We start from the raw sequence: 17,770 nt of genomic DNA, 5'->3' as shown, positions 1-17,770 counted from the left end.
TAATTGAGAGAGTCCAAGTAAGAAGTTGAGGATTTAAAGATGAATGTTCAAAGTTCGAAAAACGTAGAGTCAAAAAGCGAAAACAGTAATGAACATGAGAATTTGAGAGCCCATGTTGTATCAACCGGTGATTTGCAAGTCGCGGCTGTATTTCCGTCAAAACTTAAAGTGCAGGAAGTACTTGAGATAGTTCAAGACCAAACATCTGTTGAGGTATCTCAAGTAGAAATTATCGAAGCTGGCGACCCTAAAATGAGTGAAAAACTTGAACGTAACAGCGCTGCCATTGGCAAAAGCATGTGGTCGTCCCACCTGTTGCTTGGTTCAATCGGTCTGATTGTAGGTTTAGTGGCGGCATTTTTGTTAACGCAGTTTGGCCCAGCGCTTACTCAACAAAATCCCTTATTTACCTACATAGCGCTAATTAGCCCAGGCATATTCATTGGGTTATTCATAGCGGGTTTAATCGGTTTACGTCCAGACAGAAATGAGGTTATACAAACCGTAAGACATGCGGTTAGATATGGTAAAGTTGCGCTGGTAATTAACCTTAAAAAGTCACAGTCTGCTTCTAAAGTCTCGCAATTACTGAAGCAGCACACCGACAAAGTGGTCGAATCTATTCGGTAGCAAGACTAGTGACATAATATGGAACGCTGCTTCAAAGCAGAATGTGATACAGTAATCATAGCGGAGTTATCAATCTAGCTGTTCCAATATTTTCGAAGGGCAATATAACGAACTCCACGTTTATTGCCCTTCGTCGTTTGGTCGGCGTTATTCTGAAAGAGAGATTAGGCACCAATTGTATGGATTTAATATTTTTTGATTTAGATGGCACTTTATTAAATAAGTCTTCTGAAATCTCCTCGTTTACTAAAGAGACGTTGGGCTTGCTTGGTGAGAGAGACATTGCATTCACCGTAGCGACGGGTCGTACCATGCATTCAGCGCAATTTGTGCTACAAGGTCAGTCTTTTGTACTCCCTCACATTTATAATAATGGGGTGGCAATTTGGGATCCTGCCGGAAACGCGCTAACACTCGAAAATTTGCTCGCGCCCAGCGAAGTTAATCTTATTATCGAGCACGCCGTAAACAACAATATCACACCTTTCATTAACACAGTGAATATGGATAGCCCAGATCACGAGCACGTGATTTACCATTCGTCGCCTAAGCATCAGGTGGAACACGATTTAATTGAAAAGTATTTTTCGCGCACTAAAGCGCGACTAGCGTCTATTGAGTCACTACCTGCTAATGCACATATTACAAACATCAGTATGATTGGAGATGCACCGCTGGTGTATGATATGTACAAGCAGCTTAACATGCACGAAGGACTGATAGCGTACTCTGGGCCAGCTATCGAAGGAGATGAGTACCGTTGGATGGATGTACACCACAATCTTGCGAATAAAGGCAGTGCGGTAGAGCTTTTGCGCCAACAGTTGAATGCAAGCAACGTTATTGTGTTTGGCGACAGTGATAATGATTTAAGTATGTTTAAGCTAGCAGACGAGGCTTATGCACCTTCTAACGCTAAACCTTATATCAAAGACGCCGCCACTTCCGTCATTGGGCATCACGATGAAGATGGAATCGCCCGCTTTCTACGAGAGCGATTCTCACTTTAGAAGATGCTGATTAAAAAGCATCGTGAAAATGGTAGCCTTCAAACTATATGAATTAGGCTAGTTAATTAAGGCTACCACTCTATAGGCTCTCTATCTTTTAAGAATTGGCCATGGGGGCCGCCCTCTTCCATGGTTGCTAACCAAATAGCCGTATCTGCTCCCTCCTCGGGCGTTTTGGGCGCATCACTTCCACCCATTCTGGTATGCACCCAACCCGGGGTCATGCTATTAACGGTTACATCAAGAGACTTACCGTCAGCAGCTTCATCAACTACCGCTGCCATCTTAACCGTAAGCGCATTAATAGCAGCCTTTGTTATCGCATAGCACATTGGCCCTTTCAGCCCCTCGGCGAAGCTACCGTAACTAGAGCTTACATTGATAATACGTCCAAAACCTCGCTCAATCATTTGCGGTAACGTTTGCTGGATAAGTGTAAGCGGGGCGTTCACATTAATTTGCATCGATTTAGCCAACGTCTCAGAATTTACATCTTTCCATGGCGTGTCGTCTAAGATACCTGCATTGTTTATGAGGATATCAACAGGGCCATACACGGCCTCAGCTCGAACAAACACATCGACGATGGCTGTTTCGTTATCAAGAGGCATCTCAATAATATGCAAATCCCCTCCCACAATATCTTTCTTGGCTTCAAGGCCGGCCTCTTCGTCTCGACACCCCATTAGCACTTTGTAGCCTTTAGACAGCATTCCTTTTACTATTTCTAGACCTATACCTCTGTTTCCACCTGTAACTAATACGTTTTTCGTCATTGCCAATACACTCCTTGCATTTACGCTTGGGCTTGTTTTGCCTCAAAACGATTGGATAAATAAAAACACAGCGGGAAGATTACACTCCACACTAGAGCGATAAAAATATAAGAAAGCACAACGCTTGCGCCCAATTCAACCGCGCCGAATTTGGCGCCGGCGATATAACTGAGCGGCGCGAAGATAGCTCCAGCAACCGCCGCAACGGCCATTCGGCCATTAAAGGCGGTTAAACTGTGATAGACCGTACCTGCAAAGGCAGCCCATAGAAGACTTAGCCAAATTGGAATTGGCCAGAAGCTGACCAGCGTTTCAGTCTCGTTAAAAATGAACAGCCCGCTTAGGGTTAAAAGCGCATCAACCACCGTGCCCAGTAAAAATACCGTGCCCATTAGCTTTATATCTTCCACTCGCTTGGGCGAAATGGCTATCCACAAAAGGATTAACCCTAACACTGGAATTACTGCTTTATTCTGGAACAAGATGACCAGCCACCAAATTCCTTGGAACCATACAAAGTTCGCAACCTTTAGTACCGCACTATTCTTCATTTGAAACGCTCATATTTTCAATACCAAAGCATACGTTTACCGGTACGTGATAGTTCAACCCTATTGCGACAAAAGTAAACGAAAACGCTCAAGTGTAAGTATAGATGCATAGACTGTTTGCTCTTTCCAATTACAAAGGATGTGTTAATCGTGAAAATGGTGAAGTATTACGTACTTGGTGCATTAGTGGCGTTAGCACTAACGCTGACCGTGCCAGTGATATTATTAAAAGTGGTATTTGGTTGGATTGCATTTTCCCTTATTGCCGTAAGCAGCGCCTATTTGCTCAACTATCCAAGCCTGTTTCGCAAACGTGAGGATGGCTCGATACCATTCTACATACGCTGGATTTTTGTACCTTTTTTACTGGGCTCTTGGCTTTACAATGAATACGCACGCAGAACGGATAAAGTCCCTCCCCTACAAAAAATTGAGCCGCACTTATTCCTTGCGTGCCGCATGTCGGGAAAACACGTTAGCCTTTTAAACGAAAACAACATTGATGCCATTCTTGACGTAACCGCTGAATTTGACGGACTGGATTGGACGGCATATCAAGAAGATTACCGCTATTTAAACGTACCGGTACTCGACCATACCAGCCCCACTCCTGAACAACTTGTTTTAGCGATAAATTGGTTGAATCAGCAAATTTCTGAAAAGAAAAATGTTGTTGTGCATTGTGCGCTTGGACGAGGTCGCTCTGTTCTGGTGGTTGCAGCCTATTTACTGGCCAAAAACCCTACGTTGAGTGTAGATGATGCATTACGTGAAATTAACCAGATACGCCAAACAGCAAGGCTCAACAAACGTCAATTAGCATCGCTGCAGCAGATCAGAGATGGTGGCCTACTTTCACTACAAAAGAATCTAACCCTTATCGTTAACCCAGTTGCTGGGGGCGGTAAATGGGAGCAATACCGAGATGACGTTCTTTCTCGATTAAATGAAAAATTCAAAGTGACCGTGAAAGAAACCACACCTGAAGTAGACGGTAAGGCACTAGCAGAAAAGGCAAAACAAGACGGCGCCCACATTATTGTCGCATGCGGCGGCGATGGAACGTTAACTGAAGTCGCCTCGGCTTTGGTCAACACCGACGTTACCATGGGGATTATCCCCTTTGGTACAGCAAACGCACTAAGCCAAGTGTTGCATGGCTACATTAGTAAAGTCATGCCTATTAGTACAGCATGCGACATCATTATAGAGGGCAACACCTTAGCCATAGATACCGCGACCTGTAACGACCACGTTATGCTTTTGGTGGCAGCAGTTGGCTTCGAGGAAAAAATGATTTCAGCCGCTGATCGCGAAGAAAAGAATGTAGGCGGCCAGTTTGCCTACCTAAAAGGGCTATGGAACGCGATTTCAAATAACGAAAACATGACGTTTAAAGTAGCAAAAGACAACCAGCCAGCTGAAACCTTAGAAACGCCGAGCTTTGTTATTGCAAACGCAGCCCCAATGACCACAGCACTTGCTCAGGGCGCCGAACCGCCTGACATCACCGATGGGAAGCTTGATTTGACCTGGCTATTACCTCAGCCTAGCTCTGATAAACAATTCGCATCGTTAGCAGAGCTAGTGCTAAGTCCAGCTGAAGCAAAGAAGCAATCTGAATCAATACGGCACGAACGCGCATCAAGCATAACGTTAACATTTGATAAGCCCACGGCGTATGCTGTCGACGGCGAGATCTACGAAGGCGAAAAGCTTGAGATAAAAACATGCCCTCGAAGCCTTAACGTTCTCACCAATTTTGAAGAAAAGGATTAAGCAGTACATGACTCAGAAAAGTAACTTTGAAGAAATCTATACCTTTCTTAATGAAAAGTTTGCTAACGAAACGGAATATCTACAGGCGGTACACGAAGTATTAGAAGATATTGTTCCTATTTACAATGCAAACAAAGACTACAAAGCGTTCGATATTATAAGACGCATTTGCATGCCTGAACGCATTATTTATTTTACCGTGTCGTGGATGAACAGTGATGGCAATATTGAAGTCAATCAAGGTTGGCGTGTACAGCACAATTCAGCCATGGGTCCTTACAAAGGTGGCTTGCGCTTTCATCCTACCGTCAACTTATCGGTGCTTAAGTTTCTAGCTTTCGAACAGTGTTTCAAGAATGCCCTGACCGGCTTACCCATGGGTGGAGGTAAAGGCGGGTCAGACTTTAACCCCAAAGGGCGTACTGATCGCGACATTATGTTGTTTTGCCAAGCCTTCATGCGTGAATTACAGCGACATATTGGCGCGAACACCGATGTACCTGCAGGTGACATAAACGTTGGCGCAAGAGAAATAGGATACCTTTATGGCGAGTATCGCAGACTAAACAATAAGTTCGAAGGCGTATTAACAGGTAAAGGCTTAGAATTTGGTGGTAGCTATGTACGTACTGAAGCTACAGGCTTTGGCTTAATTTACTTTTTAGAAGCGGTATGTCGACATCAAGGTACTCCAATTGAAGGCAAAACCATTGCAGTGTCTGGAGCCGGAAACGTAGCGTTGCATGCTGCACTTAAAGCGGTAGAGAAAGGCGGAAAAGTTATTTCGCTGTCTAATAGCCGAGGACTTTTACATAATGAGAATGGGTTAACTGATACCGCGCTTAAATGGGCAATTGACAACCATGCAAACCGCAACAATATTCTTGCTGACATGGCAGATGAAAACATGGGCAAGTGGATAGCTGATAGAAAGCCTTGGCATTTAAAATGCGACATAGCACTGCCTTGCGCTACGCAAAACGAACTACTTGAAGAAGATGCAAAATCACTGCTAGATAACGGCTGTCAAATGGTACTAGAAGGTGCGAATATGCCGTGCACAAATGAAGCGCAGGCTTTGTTTTTAGACGCCCAAATTGCATACGTACCAGGCAAAGCATCTAACGCTGGCGGCGTTGCGCTATCAGGCTTAGAAATGAGCCAGAACGCCATGTTCAATCAACGTAACGCAAGCGCACTCGATGAACAGCTCTATTCAATTATGGAAAGCATTCATCAGCGCTGTGTTGATGAGGGTAAATCTGAAGGCGATGCTGGAAGCAGCTACGTTGATTATATGAAAGGCGCCAATGTAGCAGCATTTCGTAGACTCGCTGACGCTATGGTCGCACAAGGCGTGTAGCGCATATCCCATCTCCCTCTTTCGGTAAATTCACGGACTTACTGCCGTGAATTTATCGGAAACTGACTTGTAAAATTTGCGTTGTCCCCTTCCCCAATTCAATGACTCTGTGTCACTTCATTTGAAATTTCTTTTAAAAATCAGCGCGTAACAGATATCTCACTAATGGAATAAAAATAGCATTACCACGGGTGTGATTCATTTTTTAGGTATTTATAAGGAACTACCCATGAAAATTTTTGAAGCTTTGCGTCAAGACCATGAAAAGCAACGTTTACTGCTTAAAATTCTAGCTGAAACAAGCGGAAACACTGCTGCGCGCCGTGAATATTATCAAGAGCTTAAGACACAGCTTGAAAGTCATGCCATCGCTGAAGAGCGCCATTTCTATTCTCATCTTCTGGAGAAAGATGCCACTGTAGATTTAACACGTCACGGCATTGCAGAGCATCACGAAATTGATGAGCTACTCGCAAAGCTCGATGATACGGATATGAGTTCACCAGCTTGGTTGCGTCATTTGAAAACACTTCAGGAAAAGGTGGAACATCACCTTGCCGACGAAGAACAGGAATTCTTCCAAGTTGCAGGCAATGTGCTTAATGACCGCCAAAAAACAAAACTTGCAGATGAATATCAAAAAGAGATGAAGCAAGAGTTAGACGACGAAAAGCTCACCGCCTAACATGGAATATGTCACGTTGCCGAAATCGTCCTATTCGACAAACGTCATCACGTAAAAAGCCAGCTATTAACGCTGGCTTTTGTTTTTGGTTGCTGTACTCACTACGACTATGCGATTTATTGCATAGCCGCCAATACAGCGTTTTTCACCACCTACTTTTTAGCGATGATGTAAACAGCGTGAATAACACCTGGGAAATAGCCAAGAATAGTTAAGAGGATATTAATCCAAAAGTGAGCACCGATACCCACTTGTAAAAATACGCCCAGCGGTGGAAGTAAAATCGATAAAAGTATACGAATGATGTCCATAATAAATTCCTTGTTTTTGAAGTAATTTCACAACTCAGTGGGCAAAATACTCACACTTTGGCGAAGAAATCAGGCCCGCAGAGCGTTTTACACGCTTCATTATTAGTTTTGCATTTACGATGCCATGTCGCCAAATACTGCGGCAAAGGCATGGTGATTACTGTAAAACAATAAATTTAATTTGAAGAAATAGCTATTCACCGAAAGGCGTATTTTGAAGCCAGTCTTCAAGGTCTGAACGGCTAAGTGGGCGACTAATGTAATAACCTTGAACGATATCACAGCCCCAGTCCTTTAAGATTTCAAGCGACGCTACGTCTTCAACACCCTCAGCCACAACCTTTAAATTAAACACATTCGCCAAACTCAGCACGGTATGAACAATTTGCTGGTCGTTTTCATCACTCGCCAGCGACAGAATAAAACTCTTATCAATTTTAATCGTTTTTACGGGCAAGTTCTTTAAATAGGCTAACGACGAATAGCCTGTACCAAAGTCGTCGATGGCGAAATGAAAGCCCCGCGCCGTTAGTTCATTCAGGTTCTCTATAGCAAGCGACGCATCTGCAACTAAATCGCTTTCTGTTATTTCAAGTTCCAGAGCCTCAGGTGACAAGCCTTCCTGGGTTAGAAGCGACACTAGCTTCCCTAGAAGTACCTTATTTTGAATATCCTGAGTAGATAAGTTCATCGCAACGGTGAACCCATACCCCATGCCTCTAAAATAGGCTAAGTCTGAAATGGTTTGCTTCATTACCCAAGTCGTAACTTGCTCAATTAAACCTGCTTGCTCAGCAATGGTAATAAACTCATCAGGTGGAACAAAGCCCAGAACACTATTATTCCAGCGAATAAGCGCTTCCATGCTGCATACTTTCATTGTCTGCAGATCTATTTTTGGCTGGTAAACCATAGACAGTTCGTTTTGCTGGCTAGCCAGTGCACGTTTTAGTTCAGTGGTAATTGATAGTCTACGATTGTATTTATCTTCTAATTCCGTTCTGTAGCGAACGCACCAGCTGTCGCTGTGTATCGCTTCATCAGTAACAATATTCATTTTTCTGAATAATTCTTCTGATGTTGTTGCATCTTGCGGGCACTGGATAACCGCCATTGCGACTTTTACTGGAATTGCAATCAGGTTACTTTCCACTGGTTGCTCTAATATGTGCTTGAGCGTTTCGAGCTGGTCATCATTAAGTGAATCTTGCGTAATATATAAAATCTCACCGCCAGCTAATCTTGCGGATGTACCAGGCCAACGCTGGAGCCTCTCGGCCAATGCTTTCAGTGTATTATCGCCGTTAGAGTAACCGTAGAGGTCGTTAATGGTTCGAAATCCGATTACGGTAATGGCAACAACCTGTAACTCTCTTTCTTCTTGAAGTTGTGACTCAAAGAAGCCTTCAACATAGTTCCGATTGAAAAGCCCGGTAAGCACGTCGTGTTCTGCTTGATAACGAATATGATTTTCACGGCTTTTAATACTTGCTTGCATGCTGTCGACTGCGTTGGCAAGTTCGGTAATCTCTTTGAGGTTCGACGGTGCGTCAAGGGTTGCGCCATAGCTTCCTGACGCGACCTTATTCACTGCTTTTACCAAGGTAGACACTGGTCGACTCACGTTTCTGGCAAGCAGCAGAGAAAGACCCAGAGCAATGAATATTGCGACTAAGCAAAACGCCAGAATCGTCAATTGAATACGTGTGAAAGCACTAAATGAAGACGTTGTATCTACAGCTAGAGTTATCTTAACCGGCAAATTGCCATCAGAGGCGATATTCACCTCACGGGCAAAGTAAGTAAGCTCGTCTTTAAAGGTTACATCTATCCACGAGGGGTCGTGTTCTGACGCGAGGATCCGTTGCGCATCATTTTCTTTTAAGGTAGTCGTAAGAACGTCATTGGTATCAGTTCTTGAGATAATAATTTCAGCGTCTACGAGCGCTTTTAGCTCTTCTAATAATCTGCTATCAAACTCAACGCCTATTAGCATGTAATATCTAAGGGTAGGTATTTCTACGCGAATTAGATTTAACTGTACTAATTTGTTATCGACTACGAAGAAACCGCTGTCTTTCCCTTTAGCAACCAATGCTAGGCTACTTTCCACATTTTGACCGACTTCGAATAGGTCTGTACGCGTTACAACTACTTGATGGTCTAGACTTACCAGAGCGATGATATCGGTGTTTAGTCGCTGCGCGTAACTGGTAAACGCCGCTTCAATAGAGGGTATATTCTCTGTGCCAACCGCACGCCTGAAATCAAATGAACGAGATAGTACTTTTGAAACGTTGCGTATGACAGCTTGACGATCCGCAACCACTTTATCGAATACTTTCTCTGCTAAAACAATATTGTGGTCAATGTTTTGAACAACGAGAGTATTGGCTGAGCGCCACACTGCTCCAATTATCAGAAGTGATGCTATCACAATCCCTATGAATAGGGTTTGGAACAAACTCTGACTAAGTGTTTTTTGCACTATAGTGCCTCGTAAAAATTGTTTTGTTTATGTCGCAGACAGTATGACTAAGTATTGAAAAGCATAGCCGAATAATAAAAATAGGAACAGACATAACATCCTGTAAATTTTAGATTTTAACGCTTTGTTACAATTAACAAGGCCAATTAAAAGTGAGCGTACAGGGTCACCTTAACAAGAATTTCACGGTGTAAAAACAGAAAAGGCCAGCATTGCGCTGGCCTTTACATTTATTTGGTGCGGAAAGCGGGACTTGAACCCGCACGAGCTATGCTCACCACCCCCTCAAGATGGCGTGTCTACCAATTCCACCACTTCCGCGAAAACTTTTTAGTTTGAACTTTCAGCGTCGTCAGACTTTGGTACGTCTGTCACATCGCTTTCAACAACAGGAACATCACTTTGAGCTGCATCTTCAATAACTGGTACGTCTTGATCAGCTGGTAGCTCTACTGGCTCTTCTACTGTCGCTGGAACTTCTAGGTTGTTCCACTCATCTTCTGCGCTTTCACGGTTTGCAGTCATTGCACCCAAAGAAAGGCTAATTAAGAAGAACAAGCCTGCTAATATAGCGGTCGTACGAGTCATGAAGTTACCTGAACCCGATGAACCGAAAACAGTGTTTGAACCGCCTGAGCCAAATGAAGCGCCCATATCTGCACCTTTACCTTGTTGGATCAATACAAATCCAATAAGTAATAGCGCTACAATTAGGTATGCTACTAATAGCACTTCGTAAATCATAAATACCTCGTCAGTTTGCCGCTTGGCAAATTGAAATAAAATCTTCAGCTTTTAAACTGGCTCCGCCAATTAGACCGCCATCTACATCTTTCTGTGCAAATAGGGTTTCAGCATTATCTGGCTTAACACTACCACCGTACAAAATACGAAGGCCTTGAGCCAATTGTGCGTCTACTTTATTAAAGTAGCCGCGAATAAATTCGTGTACTTCTTGTGCTTGCTCAGGGCTGGCTGTTTTACCAGTACCAATTGCCCAAATCGGCTCGTATGCAATAACAGTTTTGCTGAGTTCGTCTATCGACATGGCGCTAACTAGTGCATCTAGTTGCTCGCCAACAAACGATTCAACATCACCTGCTTCTCTCACTTCAAGTGGCTCACCTACACAAATGATGGGTACGACACCTGAAGAAACACATTGCTTTGCCTTTAATGCAACAAGTTCGCTTGACTCGCCTTGGTCTTCTCGTCTTTCTGAATGCCCAACAATTGCGTAACCGCAACCTGCTTCTTTAAGCATTTCAACTGACAACTCACCAGTGTGAGCGCCGTTATTAAGATGACTTACGTTTTGAGCACCAATGGCAAACGAATGGGTTTCAAATGCGTGTAAAAGAAGTGAAGGAGCGCAAATTACGATTTCCGAATCAGCTTTTACATTCGCCAGTTTTTGATTAAATTCAGCAACTAATGCCAAATTTCCGTTCATTTTCCAGTTGCCAGCCACGAATGGCTTTCTAAGATTTTTACTCACAACGCAGACCTTAGCCCTGTCTTCAAAGCGGGCGTGATATTAACTATTTAATTGAGAAGATACAAGCACAAAAAGCAAAATTTCCTGCTACGCCAACTAATTGGCGAGATTACGAACAGTTTCAGCAATATGCTCTGCCCATTTGTGAGATTGGCTTTCGTCATTCGACTCAACCATCACACGAATTAACGGCTCAGTACCACTTTTACGTAGAAGTACCCTGCCCGTTTTACCTAACGCAGACTCAGCCTCTTTCTTAGCATTTTGTACATTGCTGTGTGCTAAATAATCCACTTCTTGGTTAGCGTACCTCACGTTAACTAGCGTTTGCGGGTACATTTCAAACCCACTTGCTAAGTCGTGTAAGTCCATGTGCGAACGAAGCATTGCGGCAAGCACTTGAAGCCCAGCTACAATACCGTCACCCGTAGAGCTCATATTAAGATTGAGAACATGACCCGAGTTTTCACCACCAATAGACCAGCCTTTTTGCTGTAGCAACTCCATCACATAACGGTCGCCAACATTACTTCTTGCGAAAGGAACACCAAGCTTTGACAACGCATTTTCAAGGCCTAAATTGCTCATCAACGTGCCAACGACACCACCCTGCATTTTGCCGTTCTTAAGCGCGTCGCGGGCAATGATGTAAACAATCTGGTCACCATCAAGCACATTACCAAGGTGGTCTACCATCATAATGCGATCGCCATCGCCGTCTAGGGCAAAGCCAAGATCAGCACCGGTCTCCTTAACCTTTTCAACAATCGCATCCATTGAGGTTGCGCCCACACCGTCGTTAATGTTTAAGCCGTTAGGCGCTGTACCAAGTTCGATAACCGTAGCACCTAACTCTCTCAATACATTGGGGGCAATGTGATACGTTGCGCCATGTGCGCAGTCCACAACAATTTTAAGATCTGTCAGCGATAATTCTGAAGGGAATGTCCCCTTACAAAACTCAATATAACGACCCGCAGCGTCGTTTATACGCGTGGCCTTACCCAGCTTATCAGATGCCACACATGTCATTGGACGCTCAAGCATATCTTCAATCGCTAATTCGATATCATCATCAAGCTTAAAGCCTTGCGCTGAGAAAAATTTAATGCCGTTGTCATAGAACGGATTATGTGACGCACTAATCACTATCCCTGCTTCTGAGCGAAATGTTTTGGTGAGATAAGCAATGGCTGGCGTTGGCATGGGGCCTAGCAAGCCGATATTGATACCAGCAGCCGATAAACCAGCCTCTAAAGACGACTCTAGCATGTAGCCAGAAATACGCGTGTCTTTACCAATAAGTACTTTGTTCGTCCCTCGTCCGGCAAGGACCTTACCTGCTGCCCACCCGAGTTTTGTAACAAACTCTGGGTTGATATTGCTCTCGCCTACCTTTCCGCGGATACCGTCGGTGCCGAAATATTTGCGCTGCGTCATTATTATTCCTTATTTTACTGAATTCAGCATTTTCACGATATTGACAGCATCAGCTGTTTCTTTCACGTCGTGAACGCGAATTATCTGTGCGCCCATTTGGGCGACAATTGTAGCGAGGCTTATGCTTCCCGCCAAGCGCTCATCCACTTTTCTATTTAGCAAATTGCCAATCATCGACTTGCGAGACATGCCTACTAACACTGGGTAACCCAGCTTCATAAGCGATGGCAAGTGTTTCACCAGCGTATAATTGTGTTCCAGTGACTTTCCGAAACCGTAGCCAGGGTCGAACAAAATCTTGTCTTTAGCGATGCCCGCTTCTTCACACACTTTGGTACGCGCGAGTAGAAACTGACCCACATCATTCACTACATCATCATACTCAGGGCTTTGCTGCATGGTTCTGGGTTGACCCTGCATATGCATTAAACAAACAGGTACTTGTGCTTCAGCTGCTACTTGCAATGCACCAGGCTCTTGTAAAGCGCGTACATCGTTGATTAGCCCCGCGCCGGCTTTCACCGCTTCCCGCATAACGTCGGCCTTGCTGGTATCAATAGAAATAACACATGAGGTATTTTTAGCTACGGCTTCAATAACGGGTATTGTGCGATCAAGCTCTTCCTGCAGCGATACGTCGGGCGCGCCTGGCCTTGTCGATTCACCACCTATATCAATAAAAGTTGCCCCTTCTTCAATCATGCGAAGCGCATGGTCAAGGGCTTGAGATACATTTGTGTGCTTGCCGCCGTCAGAAAATGAATCAGGAGTAACATTTAAAATGCCCATTACCTGAGGCTGTGACAGATCTATGAAGTACTTACCAAACTGCATGAATTACCTGCATTATCTTTGTTTTGAAATTACCGTATTTCTTAGTCAGAAAATATGTTGAGAAATGAAGCTTTAAAGCAAACTGATTTTGACCCGCTGTCTTAGCAATGAAACCTACTTAAAAATGCATGCTCTTTGCCTTGTTGCTTGCTGAATTCTTTGGTTAGTTCTTCGCCGTGTTTTTTCATTGTTCTTTGTAAAGAACAGTGTAGAGCGTAACGAAATAAATAATTCAGCTAACACAGTGACATAAACTGTAAGTCAAATTCCCAGATTAAAATCAATCAGCTCTAACAAAAAACGCCAGTTAAACTGGCGTTTTTTAATGGAAGTAAAAGGTTAGCTTGGAATATCGCCCGGCTTACCTACCGACGGCTTGTCTACACCGTCATTTTTAATTTCACCTTCGCGAACCGGTGCACCACCACTTGGCTTGTCGCCACCCGATGGCTTGCTGTCATCCCAGTCAGCAGGAGGACGAACGTCAGTACGGTTCATCAAATCATCAATTTGCTTAGCATCAATGGTTTCGTACTTCATCAGTGCGTCTTTCATTGAATGTAAAATATCGATGTTGTCTTCAAGGATCTTTTGAGCGCGCTCGTAGTTGCGGTCAATCAGTGACTTAATTTCCGCATCAATGGCACGTGCTGTGTCATCAGACATGTTTGTTGCCTTAGACATAGACTTGCCTAGGAACACTTCACCTTCGTCTTCAGCGTAAAGCATTGGGCCCATTTTGCTCGACAAGCCCCATTGGGTCACCATCTTACGTGCAATTTCAGTTGCGCGTTCGATGTCATTAGATGCACCCGTGGTTACTTTGTCGTCACCATAAATAATGGCTTCAGCAATACGGCCACCAAACAAGCTAGAAATCATACTTTCTAAGTGCTGTTTAGAGTGGCTCACTCGGTCTTGCTCTGGTAAGTACATGGTCACACCCAGCGCGCGACCGCGTGGAATGATTGACACTTTGTATACCGGATCGTGCTCTGGCACTAAGCGACCTACGATAGCGTGACCCGCTTCGTGATACGCTGTCATTTCTTTTTCAGGCTCAGACATCACCATAGACTTACGCTCAGAGCCCATCATGATTTTGTCTTTCGCTTTCTCAAACTCTTCCATAGAAACAAGGCGCTTGTTGCCGCGAGCAGCAAACAATGCAGCTTCGTTTACTAGGTTAGCAAGGTCAGCACCTGAGAAACCTGGTGTACCGCGAGCAATAACTGACGGCTCTACGTTATCAGCCACTGGCACTTTGCGAATATGAACCTTAAGAATTTGTTCACGGCCGCGGATGTCAGGAAGACCAACCACTACTTGACGGTCAAAACGACCAGGACGAAGAAGCGCAGGGTCGAGTACGTCAGGACGGTTAGTTGCCGCAATAACAATAATACCTTCATGACCTTCAAAGCCGTCCATTTCAACAAGCATCTGGTTAAGGGTTTGCTCACGTTCGTCGTGACCACCACCTAGACCAGCACCACGTTGACGGCCTACCGCATCGATTTCATCGATGAAGATGATACAAGGCGCCGCTTTTTTCGCTTGCTCAAACATGTCACGTACACGAGATGCACCTACACCCACGAACATTTCAACGAAATCAGAACCAGAGATCGTAAAGAATGGTACTTTCGCTTCACCGGCAATGGCTTTTGCAAGCAACGTTTTACCTGTACCAGGAGGACCTACCATAAGTACGCCCTTCGGAATTTTACCACCAAGCTTTTGGAACTTAGACGGGTCGCGCAGGAAGTCTACCAATTCAGATACATCTTCTTTCGCTTCGTCACAGCCTGCTACGTCAGCAAATGTTGTCTTAATTTGGTCTTCACCAAGCAAGCGAGCTTTGCTTTTACCGAATGACATAGCGCCACGGCCGCCGCCACCCTGCATTTGACGCATGAAGAAAATCCATACACCAATAAGCAGTAACATGGGGAACCATGAGATGAAAATAGACGTCAGAAGAGACTGCTCTTCTGGTGGTTCACCATACACTCTTACGTCGTTCTTAACCAAGTCAGATACTAACTTGTCATCGAAGTAAGGTACGAATGTTTGGAAAGTTTCGCCTGAACGCTTAGTACCTCGAATTTCGCCACTATTATTGATGCGAACTTCTCGAATATTTCCCTGTTCTGCTTCTCTCAAAAACGTTGTGTAGTCAGTTTGCGAACGAGACGATTCACTCGGTGAAAAGCTCTGGAAAACCGACATTAAAACAACGGCGATGACTAACCATAAGATTAAATTTTTTGCCATATCGCTCAATGCTACTAACCTCTATAAACCCGAATTGCTTGTATATTCAACAAGTTGTTTATTGAATAAACGACACAACTCGCAACGAAAACCGCTTATCTCAAAGCGTACTACACTTTATACCCACAAGCCACCAAATACACCTCTCGCGAACGTGATCTGGACGAGTCAGGCTTACGCGTCTTTATGGTTGTGAAAGATTGTTTAAGTGCGTTCATGAACTCAACAAACCCCTCACCTTGGAACACCTTTATGACAAATGAACCGCCCGGTTTTAACACTTGGTGACACATATCAAGCGCTAGTTCGCAAAGATACATAGAGCGAGACTGGTCAACCGACGCGTTACCTGCAAGGTTCGGTGCCATATCAGACAACACAATATCTACGGTGTTCCCACCGATTCTGTTCAATAGTGCGTCGAGAACAGCGTCCTCTCTGAAATCACCTTGTAAAAAGTCTACGCCCACGATTGGGTCCATGGGCAAAATATCGCACGCGATAACTTGACCATTGTCGCCAACGAGCTGTGCGGCTAGCTGTGACCAGCCCCCCGGTGCAGCACCAAGGTCTACAAGTGTCATTCCTGGTTTAATAAGCTTATCTTTTTTCTGAATTTCTTCCAGTTTATAGATAGCTCGCGAGCGCCAACCTTCCTTATTTGCTTTTTGCACATAATGGTCGTTAACGTGTTCTTGTAGCCAGCGTTTACTGCTGGCGGAGTGTTTCTTTTTTGTCATTCCAATACAATGTCATTAGGATTGTAGAGAAGATGGCGTTAGAATACGTTATTTCAAGCATAAACTAACAGATTAATTGTAAGAAATATTACTTCATGAAACTTTCAAATAAACAGAAACAATTCCTAAAAGGCCTTGCACACCCTTTAAAACCTGTTGTGCAGCTAGGTGGGAACGGCCTGACAGAAGGTGTGGTTGCCGAAATTGACAACGCCCTTAGCCATCACGAATTAATTAAAGTTAAGGTGCCAACAGACGATCGCGAAGAAAAAACGCTAATCATGGATGCCATTGTTCGTGAAACAAACTCAGTTAAGCTACAGGTAATCGGCCACACGCTAATTATCTACCGTCAAAGCGAAGACTGTAAAATTCAGTTGCCAAAATAGCTGAATATAAGGTGCCGATCCCCGTCGGCACCGTAGTTTTTCTTCTTACTTCCCGTTAACATCACGTTAATAATAGTGAAAAACTAGGGTTTAAGGGAAATCTATGACGCTAAATAATCTTACTGCCATTGTTACTGGCGGTTGCTCCGGACTTGGTCACGCCACTGCTATCGCACTTCGAGATGCAGGTGCTAACGTCAGCCTTTTCGACTTAAATGAAGAGCTTGGAGCAAAGCGCGTAGAGGAATTAGGCAAAAACAACACACTTTTCACCAAAGTCGATGTACGCGATGAAGCTTCTGTCCAAGCAGCTATAGACGCGACAACCGAAAGGTTTGGCGCCATTTCTTTAGTGGTTAATTGTGCAGGCATTGCCCCAGCTAAGCGACTACTCGACAAAGAAGGCAATCCGGCGCCGTTGAGTGATTTCCAGAAAACTATCGATATTAACTTAGTAGGAAGCTTTAATGTTTCTCGCTTAGTTGCAGCAACAATGGCAAAGCAATCGCCAGTTAACGAGGAAGGCGAACGCGGTCTTATCGTAAACACTGCTTCAGTTGCTGGTTACGAAGGTCAAATAGGGCAAACCGCTTATGCCGCGAGTAAAGGTGGTATTATCGGCTTAACCCTTCCAATGGCTCGAGACTTAGCCCCGTTGGGTATTCGTGTTAACACCATTGCGCCGGGTGTAATGGGCACGCCAATGCTACTTGCTATGCCAGAAAAAGTGCAAGACGCCCTTTCTGCTAACGTTCAGTTTCCTAAGCGCCTTGGGCTACCAGAAGAATTTGCTAAGTTGGTTATCCATATGGCGAACAATAGCTACCTAAATGGTGAGACAATCCGCTTAGACGGCGGGCTGCGCATGCCTCCAAAGTAGTGATTAAGTACATTAATGCTTTAATCAAAAAAACCGCCTTTCTGAAGTGACCCCCATTAGTTGGACATTCCAATTATTGGGGGTCTTTTTATGTCAAAACACAATAGAGCGTTTAAAAT

General features: G+C 44.2%; 17 protein-coding genes and 1 tRNA gene. 7 read left to right on the top strand and 11 right to left on the bottom strand.

All coding sequences use genetic code 11. The features are described 5' to 3' along the window. The first annotated feature begins 39 nt into the window (after positions 1–39). Both QME20_RS17590 and QME20_RS17585 read left to right on the top strand, forming a co-directional pair. Positions 40–630, top strand: a complete 591-nt coding sequence (locus tag QME20_RS17590; RefSeq protein ID WP_187447563.1) for a hypothetical protein — start codon at positions 40–42, stop codon at positions 628–630. A 179-nt stretch (positions 631–809) separates the two neighbouring features. Next, complete coding sequence (locus tag QME20_RS17585; RefSeq protein WP_014949377.1) at positions 810–1,640, top strand: HAD-IIB family hydrolase; 831 nt, start codon at positions 810–812, stop codon at positions 1,638–1,640. Positions 1,641–1,711: 71 nt separating this feature from the next. Here QME20_RS17585 and QME20_RS17580 read toward each other — a convergent pair whose 3' ends face one another. Together QME20_RS17580 and QME20_RS17575 are read right to left on the bottom strand one after the other, a co-directional pair. Next, positions 1,712–2,416 (bottom strand): SDR family NAD(P)-dependent oxidoreductase, encoded by a 705-nt coding sequence (locus tag QME20_RS17580; protein ID WP_281716323.1) that lies wholly within the window; start codon positions 2,414–2,416, stop codon positions 1,712–1,714. A 20-nt stretch (positions 2,417–2,436) separates the two neighbouring features. Further along, entirely contained in the window at positions 2,437–2,967 is a 531-nt protein-coding gene (locus QME20_RS17575; protein WP_039229417.1) for a DUF2878 domain-containing protein, read from the bottom strand. A gap of 150 nt (positions 2,968–3,117) precedes the next feature. On the opposite strand from QME20_RS17575, the gene QME20_RS17570 reads away from it, so the two are divergent. The 3 genes from QME20_RS17570 (at position 3,118) to QME20_RS17560 (ending at position 6,794) form a co-directional block, all read left to right on the top strand. After that, entirely contained in the window at positions 3,118–4,746 is a 1,629-nt protein-coding gene (locus QME20_RS17570; RefSeq protein WP_281716322.1) for a diacylglycerol kinase family protein, read from the top strand. A gap of 7 nt (positions 4,747–4,753) precedes the next feature. Beyond that, positions 4,754–6,109 carry an NADP-specific glutamate dehydrogenase gene (gene gdhA, locus QME20_RS17565; protein WP_281716321.1) on the top strand — a complete coding sequence of 452 codons (1,356 nt, stop codon included), beginning with the start codon at positions 4,754–4,756 and terminating at the stop codon, positions 6,107–6,109. Positions 6,110–6,338: 229 nt separating this feature from the next. Continuing rightward, entirely contained in the window at positions 6,339–6,794 is a 456-nt protein-coding gene (locus QME20_RS17560) for a hemerythrin domain-containing protein (protein ID WP_014949372.1), read from the top strand. A 152-nt stretch (positions 6,795–6,946) separates the two neighbouring features. On the opposite strand, the gene QME20_RS17555 is transcribed toward QME20_RS17560, so the two are convergent. The 9 genes from QME20_RS17555 to rlmE all read right to left on the bottom strand — a co-directional run bounded on the left by QME20_RS17555 (position 6,947) and on the right by rlmE (position 16,382). Next, positions 6,947–7,105 (bottom strand): YqaE/Pmp3 family membrane protein, encoded by a 159-nt coding sequence (locus QME20_RS17555; protein ID WP_014949371.1) that lies wholly within the window; start codon positions 7,103–7,105, stop codon positions 6,947–6,949. Between the two features lie 193 nt (positions 7,106–7,298). Beyond that, positions 7,299–9,593 (bottom strand): GGDEF domain-containing protein, encoded by a 2,295-nt coding sequence (locus QME20_RS17550; protein ID WP_039229424.1) that lies wholly within the window; start codon positions 9,591–9,593, stop codon positions 7,299–7,301. 235 nt (positions 9,594–9,828) lie between these two features. Beyond that, positions 9,829–9,914: transfer RNA gene (locus tag QME20_RS17545), tRNA-Leu, on the bottom strand. Positions 9,915–9,923: 9 nt separating this feature from the next. Further along, positions 9,924–10,337 (bottom strand): preprotein translocase subunit SecG, encoded by a 414-nt coding sequence (gene secG / locus QME20_RS17540; RefSeq protein ID WP_281716320.1) that lies wholly within the window; start codon positions 10,335–10,337, stop codon positions 9,924–9,926. A gap of 10 nt (positions 10,338–10,347) precedes the next feature. After that, positions 10,348–11,091 (bottom strand): triose-phosphate isomerase, encoded by a 744-nt coding sequence (gene tpiA, locus QME20_RS17535; RefSeq protein ID WP_039232718.1) that lies wholly within the window; start codon positions 11,089–11,091, stop codon positions 10,348–10,350. A gap of 96 nt (positions 11,092–11,187) precedes the next feature. Beyond that, complete coding sequence (gene glmM, locus QME20_RS17530; RefSeq protein WP_014949367.1) at positions 11,188–12,531, bottom strand: phosphoglucosamine mutase; 1,344 nt, start codon at positions 12,529–12,531, stop codon at positions 11,188–11,190. A 9-nt stretch (positions 12,532–12,540) separates the two neighbouring features. Continuing rightward, entirely contained in the window at positions 12,541–13,365 is an 825-nt protein-coding gene (gene folP / locus QME20_RS17525; protein WP_156086379.1) for a dihydropteroate synthase, read from the bottom strand. Between the two features lie 339 nt (positions 13,366–13,704). After that, on the bottom strand, positions 13,705–15,651 hold the full coding sequence (gene ftsH, locus QME20_RS17520) for an ATP-dependent zinc metalloprotease FtsH (RefSeq protein WP_014949365.1): 1,947 nt from the start codon (positions 15,649–15,651) through the stop codon (positions 13,705–13,707). A gap of 101 nt (positions 15,652–15,752) precedes the next feature. Further along, positions 15,753–16,382 carry a 23S rRNA (uridine(2552)-2'-O)-methyltransferase RlmE gene (rlmE, locus tag QME20_RS17515; RefSeq protein ID WP_014949364.1) on the bottom strand — a complete coding sequence of 210 codons (630 nt, stop codon included), beginning with the start codon at positions 16,380–16,382 and terminating at the stop codon, positions 15,753–15,755. Between the two features lie 95 nt (positions 16,383–16,477). On the opposite strand from rlmE, the gene yhbY reads away from it, so the two are divergent. Beyond that, the gene (gene yhbY, locus QME20_RS17510) at positions 16,478–16,771 is read left to right on the top strand and encodes a ribosome assembly RNA-binding protein YhbY (RefSeq protein ID WP_281716319.1); all 294 of its coding nucleotides are present in this window, start codon (positions 16,478–16,480) and stop codon (positions 16,769–16,771) included. A gap of 103 nt (positions 16,772–16,874) precedes the next feature. Then, positions 16,875–17,651, top strand: a complete 777-nt coding sequence (locus QME20_RS17505; protein ID WP_281716318.1) for a 3-hydroxyacyl-CoA dehydrogenase — start codon at positions 16,875–16,877, stop codon at positions 17,649–17,651. Positions 17,652–17,770 lie beyond the last annotated feature (119 nt).

The sequence above is a fragment of the Alteromonas sp. CyTr2 genome (genome assembly GCF_947311905.1).
Classification (GTDB): Bacteria; Pseudomonadota; Gammaproteobacteria; order Enterobacterales; family Alteromonadaceae; genus Alteromonas; species Alteromonas macleodii.
Note: the sequence above shows the minus strand (reverse complement) of the source record. Positions and strands in the feature narration are given on the sequence as shown.

Excerpts from the sequence above, each read along its gene's own strand:
- QME20_RS17590 (WP_187447563.1), top strand. The coding sequence starts at position 40 with ATGAATGTTCAAAGTTCGAAAAACGTAGAGTCAAAAAGCGAAAACAGT.
- QME20_RS17585 (WP_014949377.1), top strand. The coding sequence starts at position 810 with ATGGATTTAATATTTTTTGATTTAGATGGCACTTTATTAAATAAGTCT.
- QME20_RS17580 (WP_281716323.1), bottom strand. The coding sequence starts at position 2,416 with ATGACGAAAAACGTATTAGTTACAGGTGGAAACAGAGGTATAGGTCTA.
- QME20_RS17575 (WP_039229417.1), bottom strand. The coding sequence starts at position 2,967 with ATGAAGAATAGTGCGGTACTAAAGGTTGCGAACTTTGTATGGTTCCAA.
- gdhA (WP_281716321.1), top strand. The coding sequence starts at position 4,754 with ATGACTCAGAAAAGTAACTTTGAAGAAATCTATACCTTTCTTAATGAA.
- QME20_RS17560 (WP_014949372.1), top strand. The coding sequence starts at position 6,339 with ATGAAAATTTTTGAAGCTTTGCGTCAAGACCATGAAAAGCAACGTTTA.
- QME20_RS17555 (WP_014949371.1), bottom strand. The coding sequence starts at position 7,105 with ATGGACATCATTCGTATACTTTTATCGATTTTACTTCCACCGCTGGGC.
- secG (WP_281716320.1), bottom strand. The coding sequence starts at position 10,337 with ATGATTTACGAAGTGCTATTAGTAGCATACCTAATTGTAGCGCTATTA.
- glmM (WP_014949367.1), bottom strand. The coding sequence starts at position 12,531 with ATGACGCAGCGCAAATATTTCGGCACCGACGGTATCCGCGGAAAGGTA.
- folP (WP_156086379.1), bottom strand. The coding sequence starts at position 13,365 with ATGCAGTTTGGTAAGTACTTCATAGATCTGTCACAGCCTCAGGTAATG.
- rlmE (WP_014949364.1), bottom strand. The coding sequence starts at position 16,382 with ATGACAAAAAAGAAACACTCCGCCAGCAGTAAACGCTGGCTACAAGAA.
- yhbY (WP_281716319.1), top strand. The coding sequence starts at position 16,478 with ATGAAACTTTCAAATAAACAGAAACAATTCCTAAAAGGCCTTGCACAC.
- QME20_RS17505 (WP_281716318.1), top strand. The coding sequence starts at position 16,875 with ATGACGCTAAATAATCTTACTGCCATTGTTACTGGCGGTTGCTCCGGA.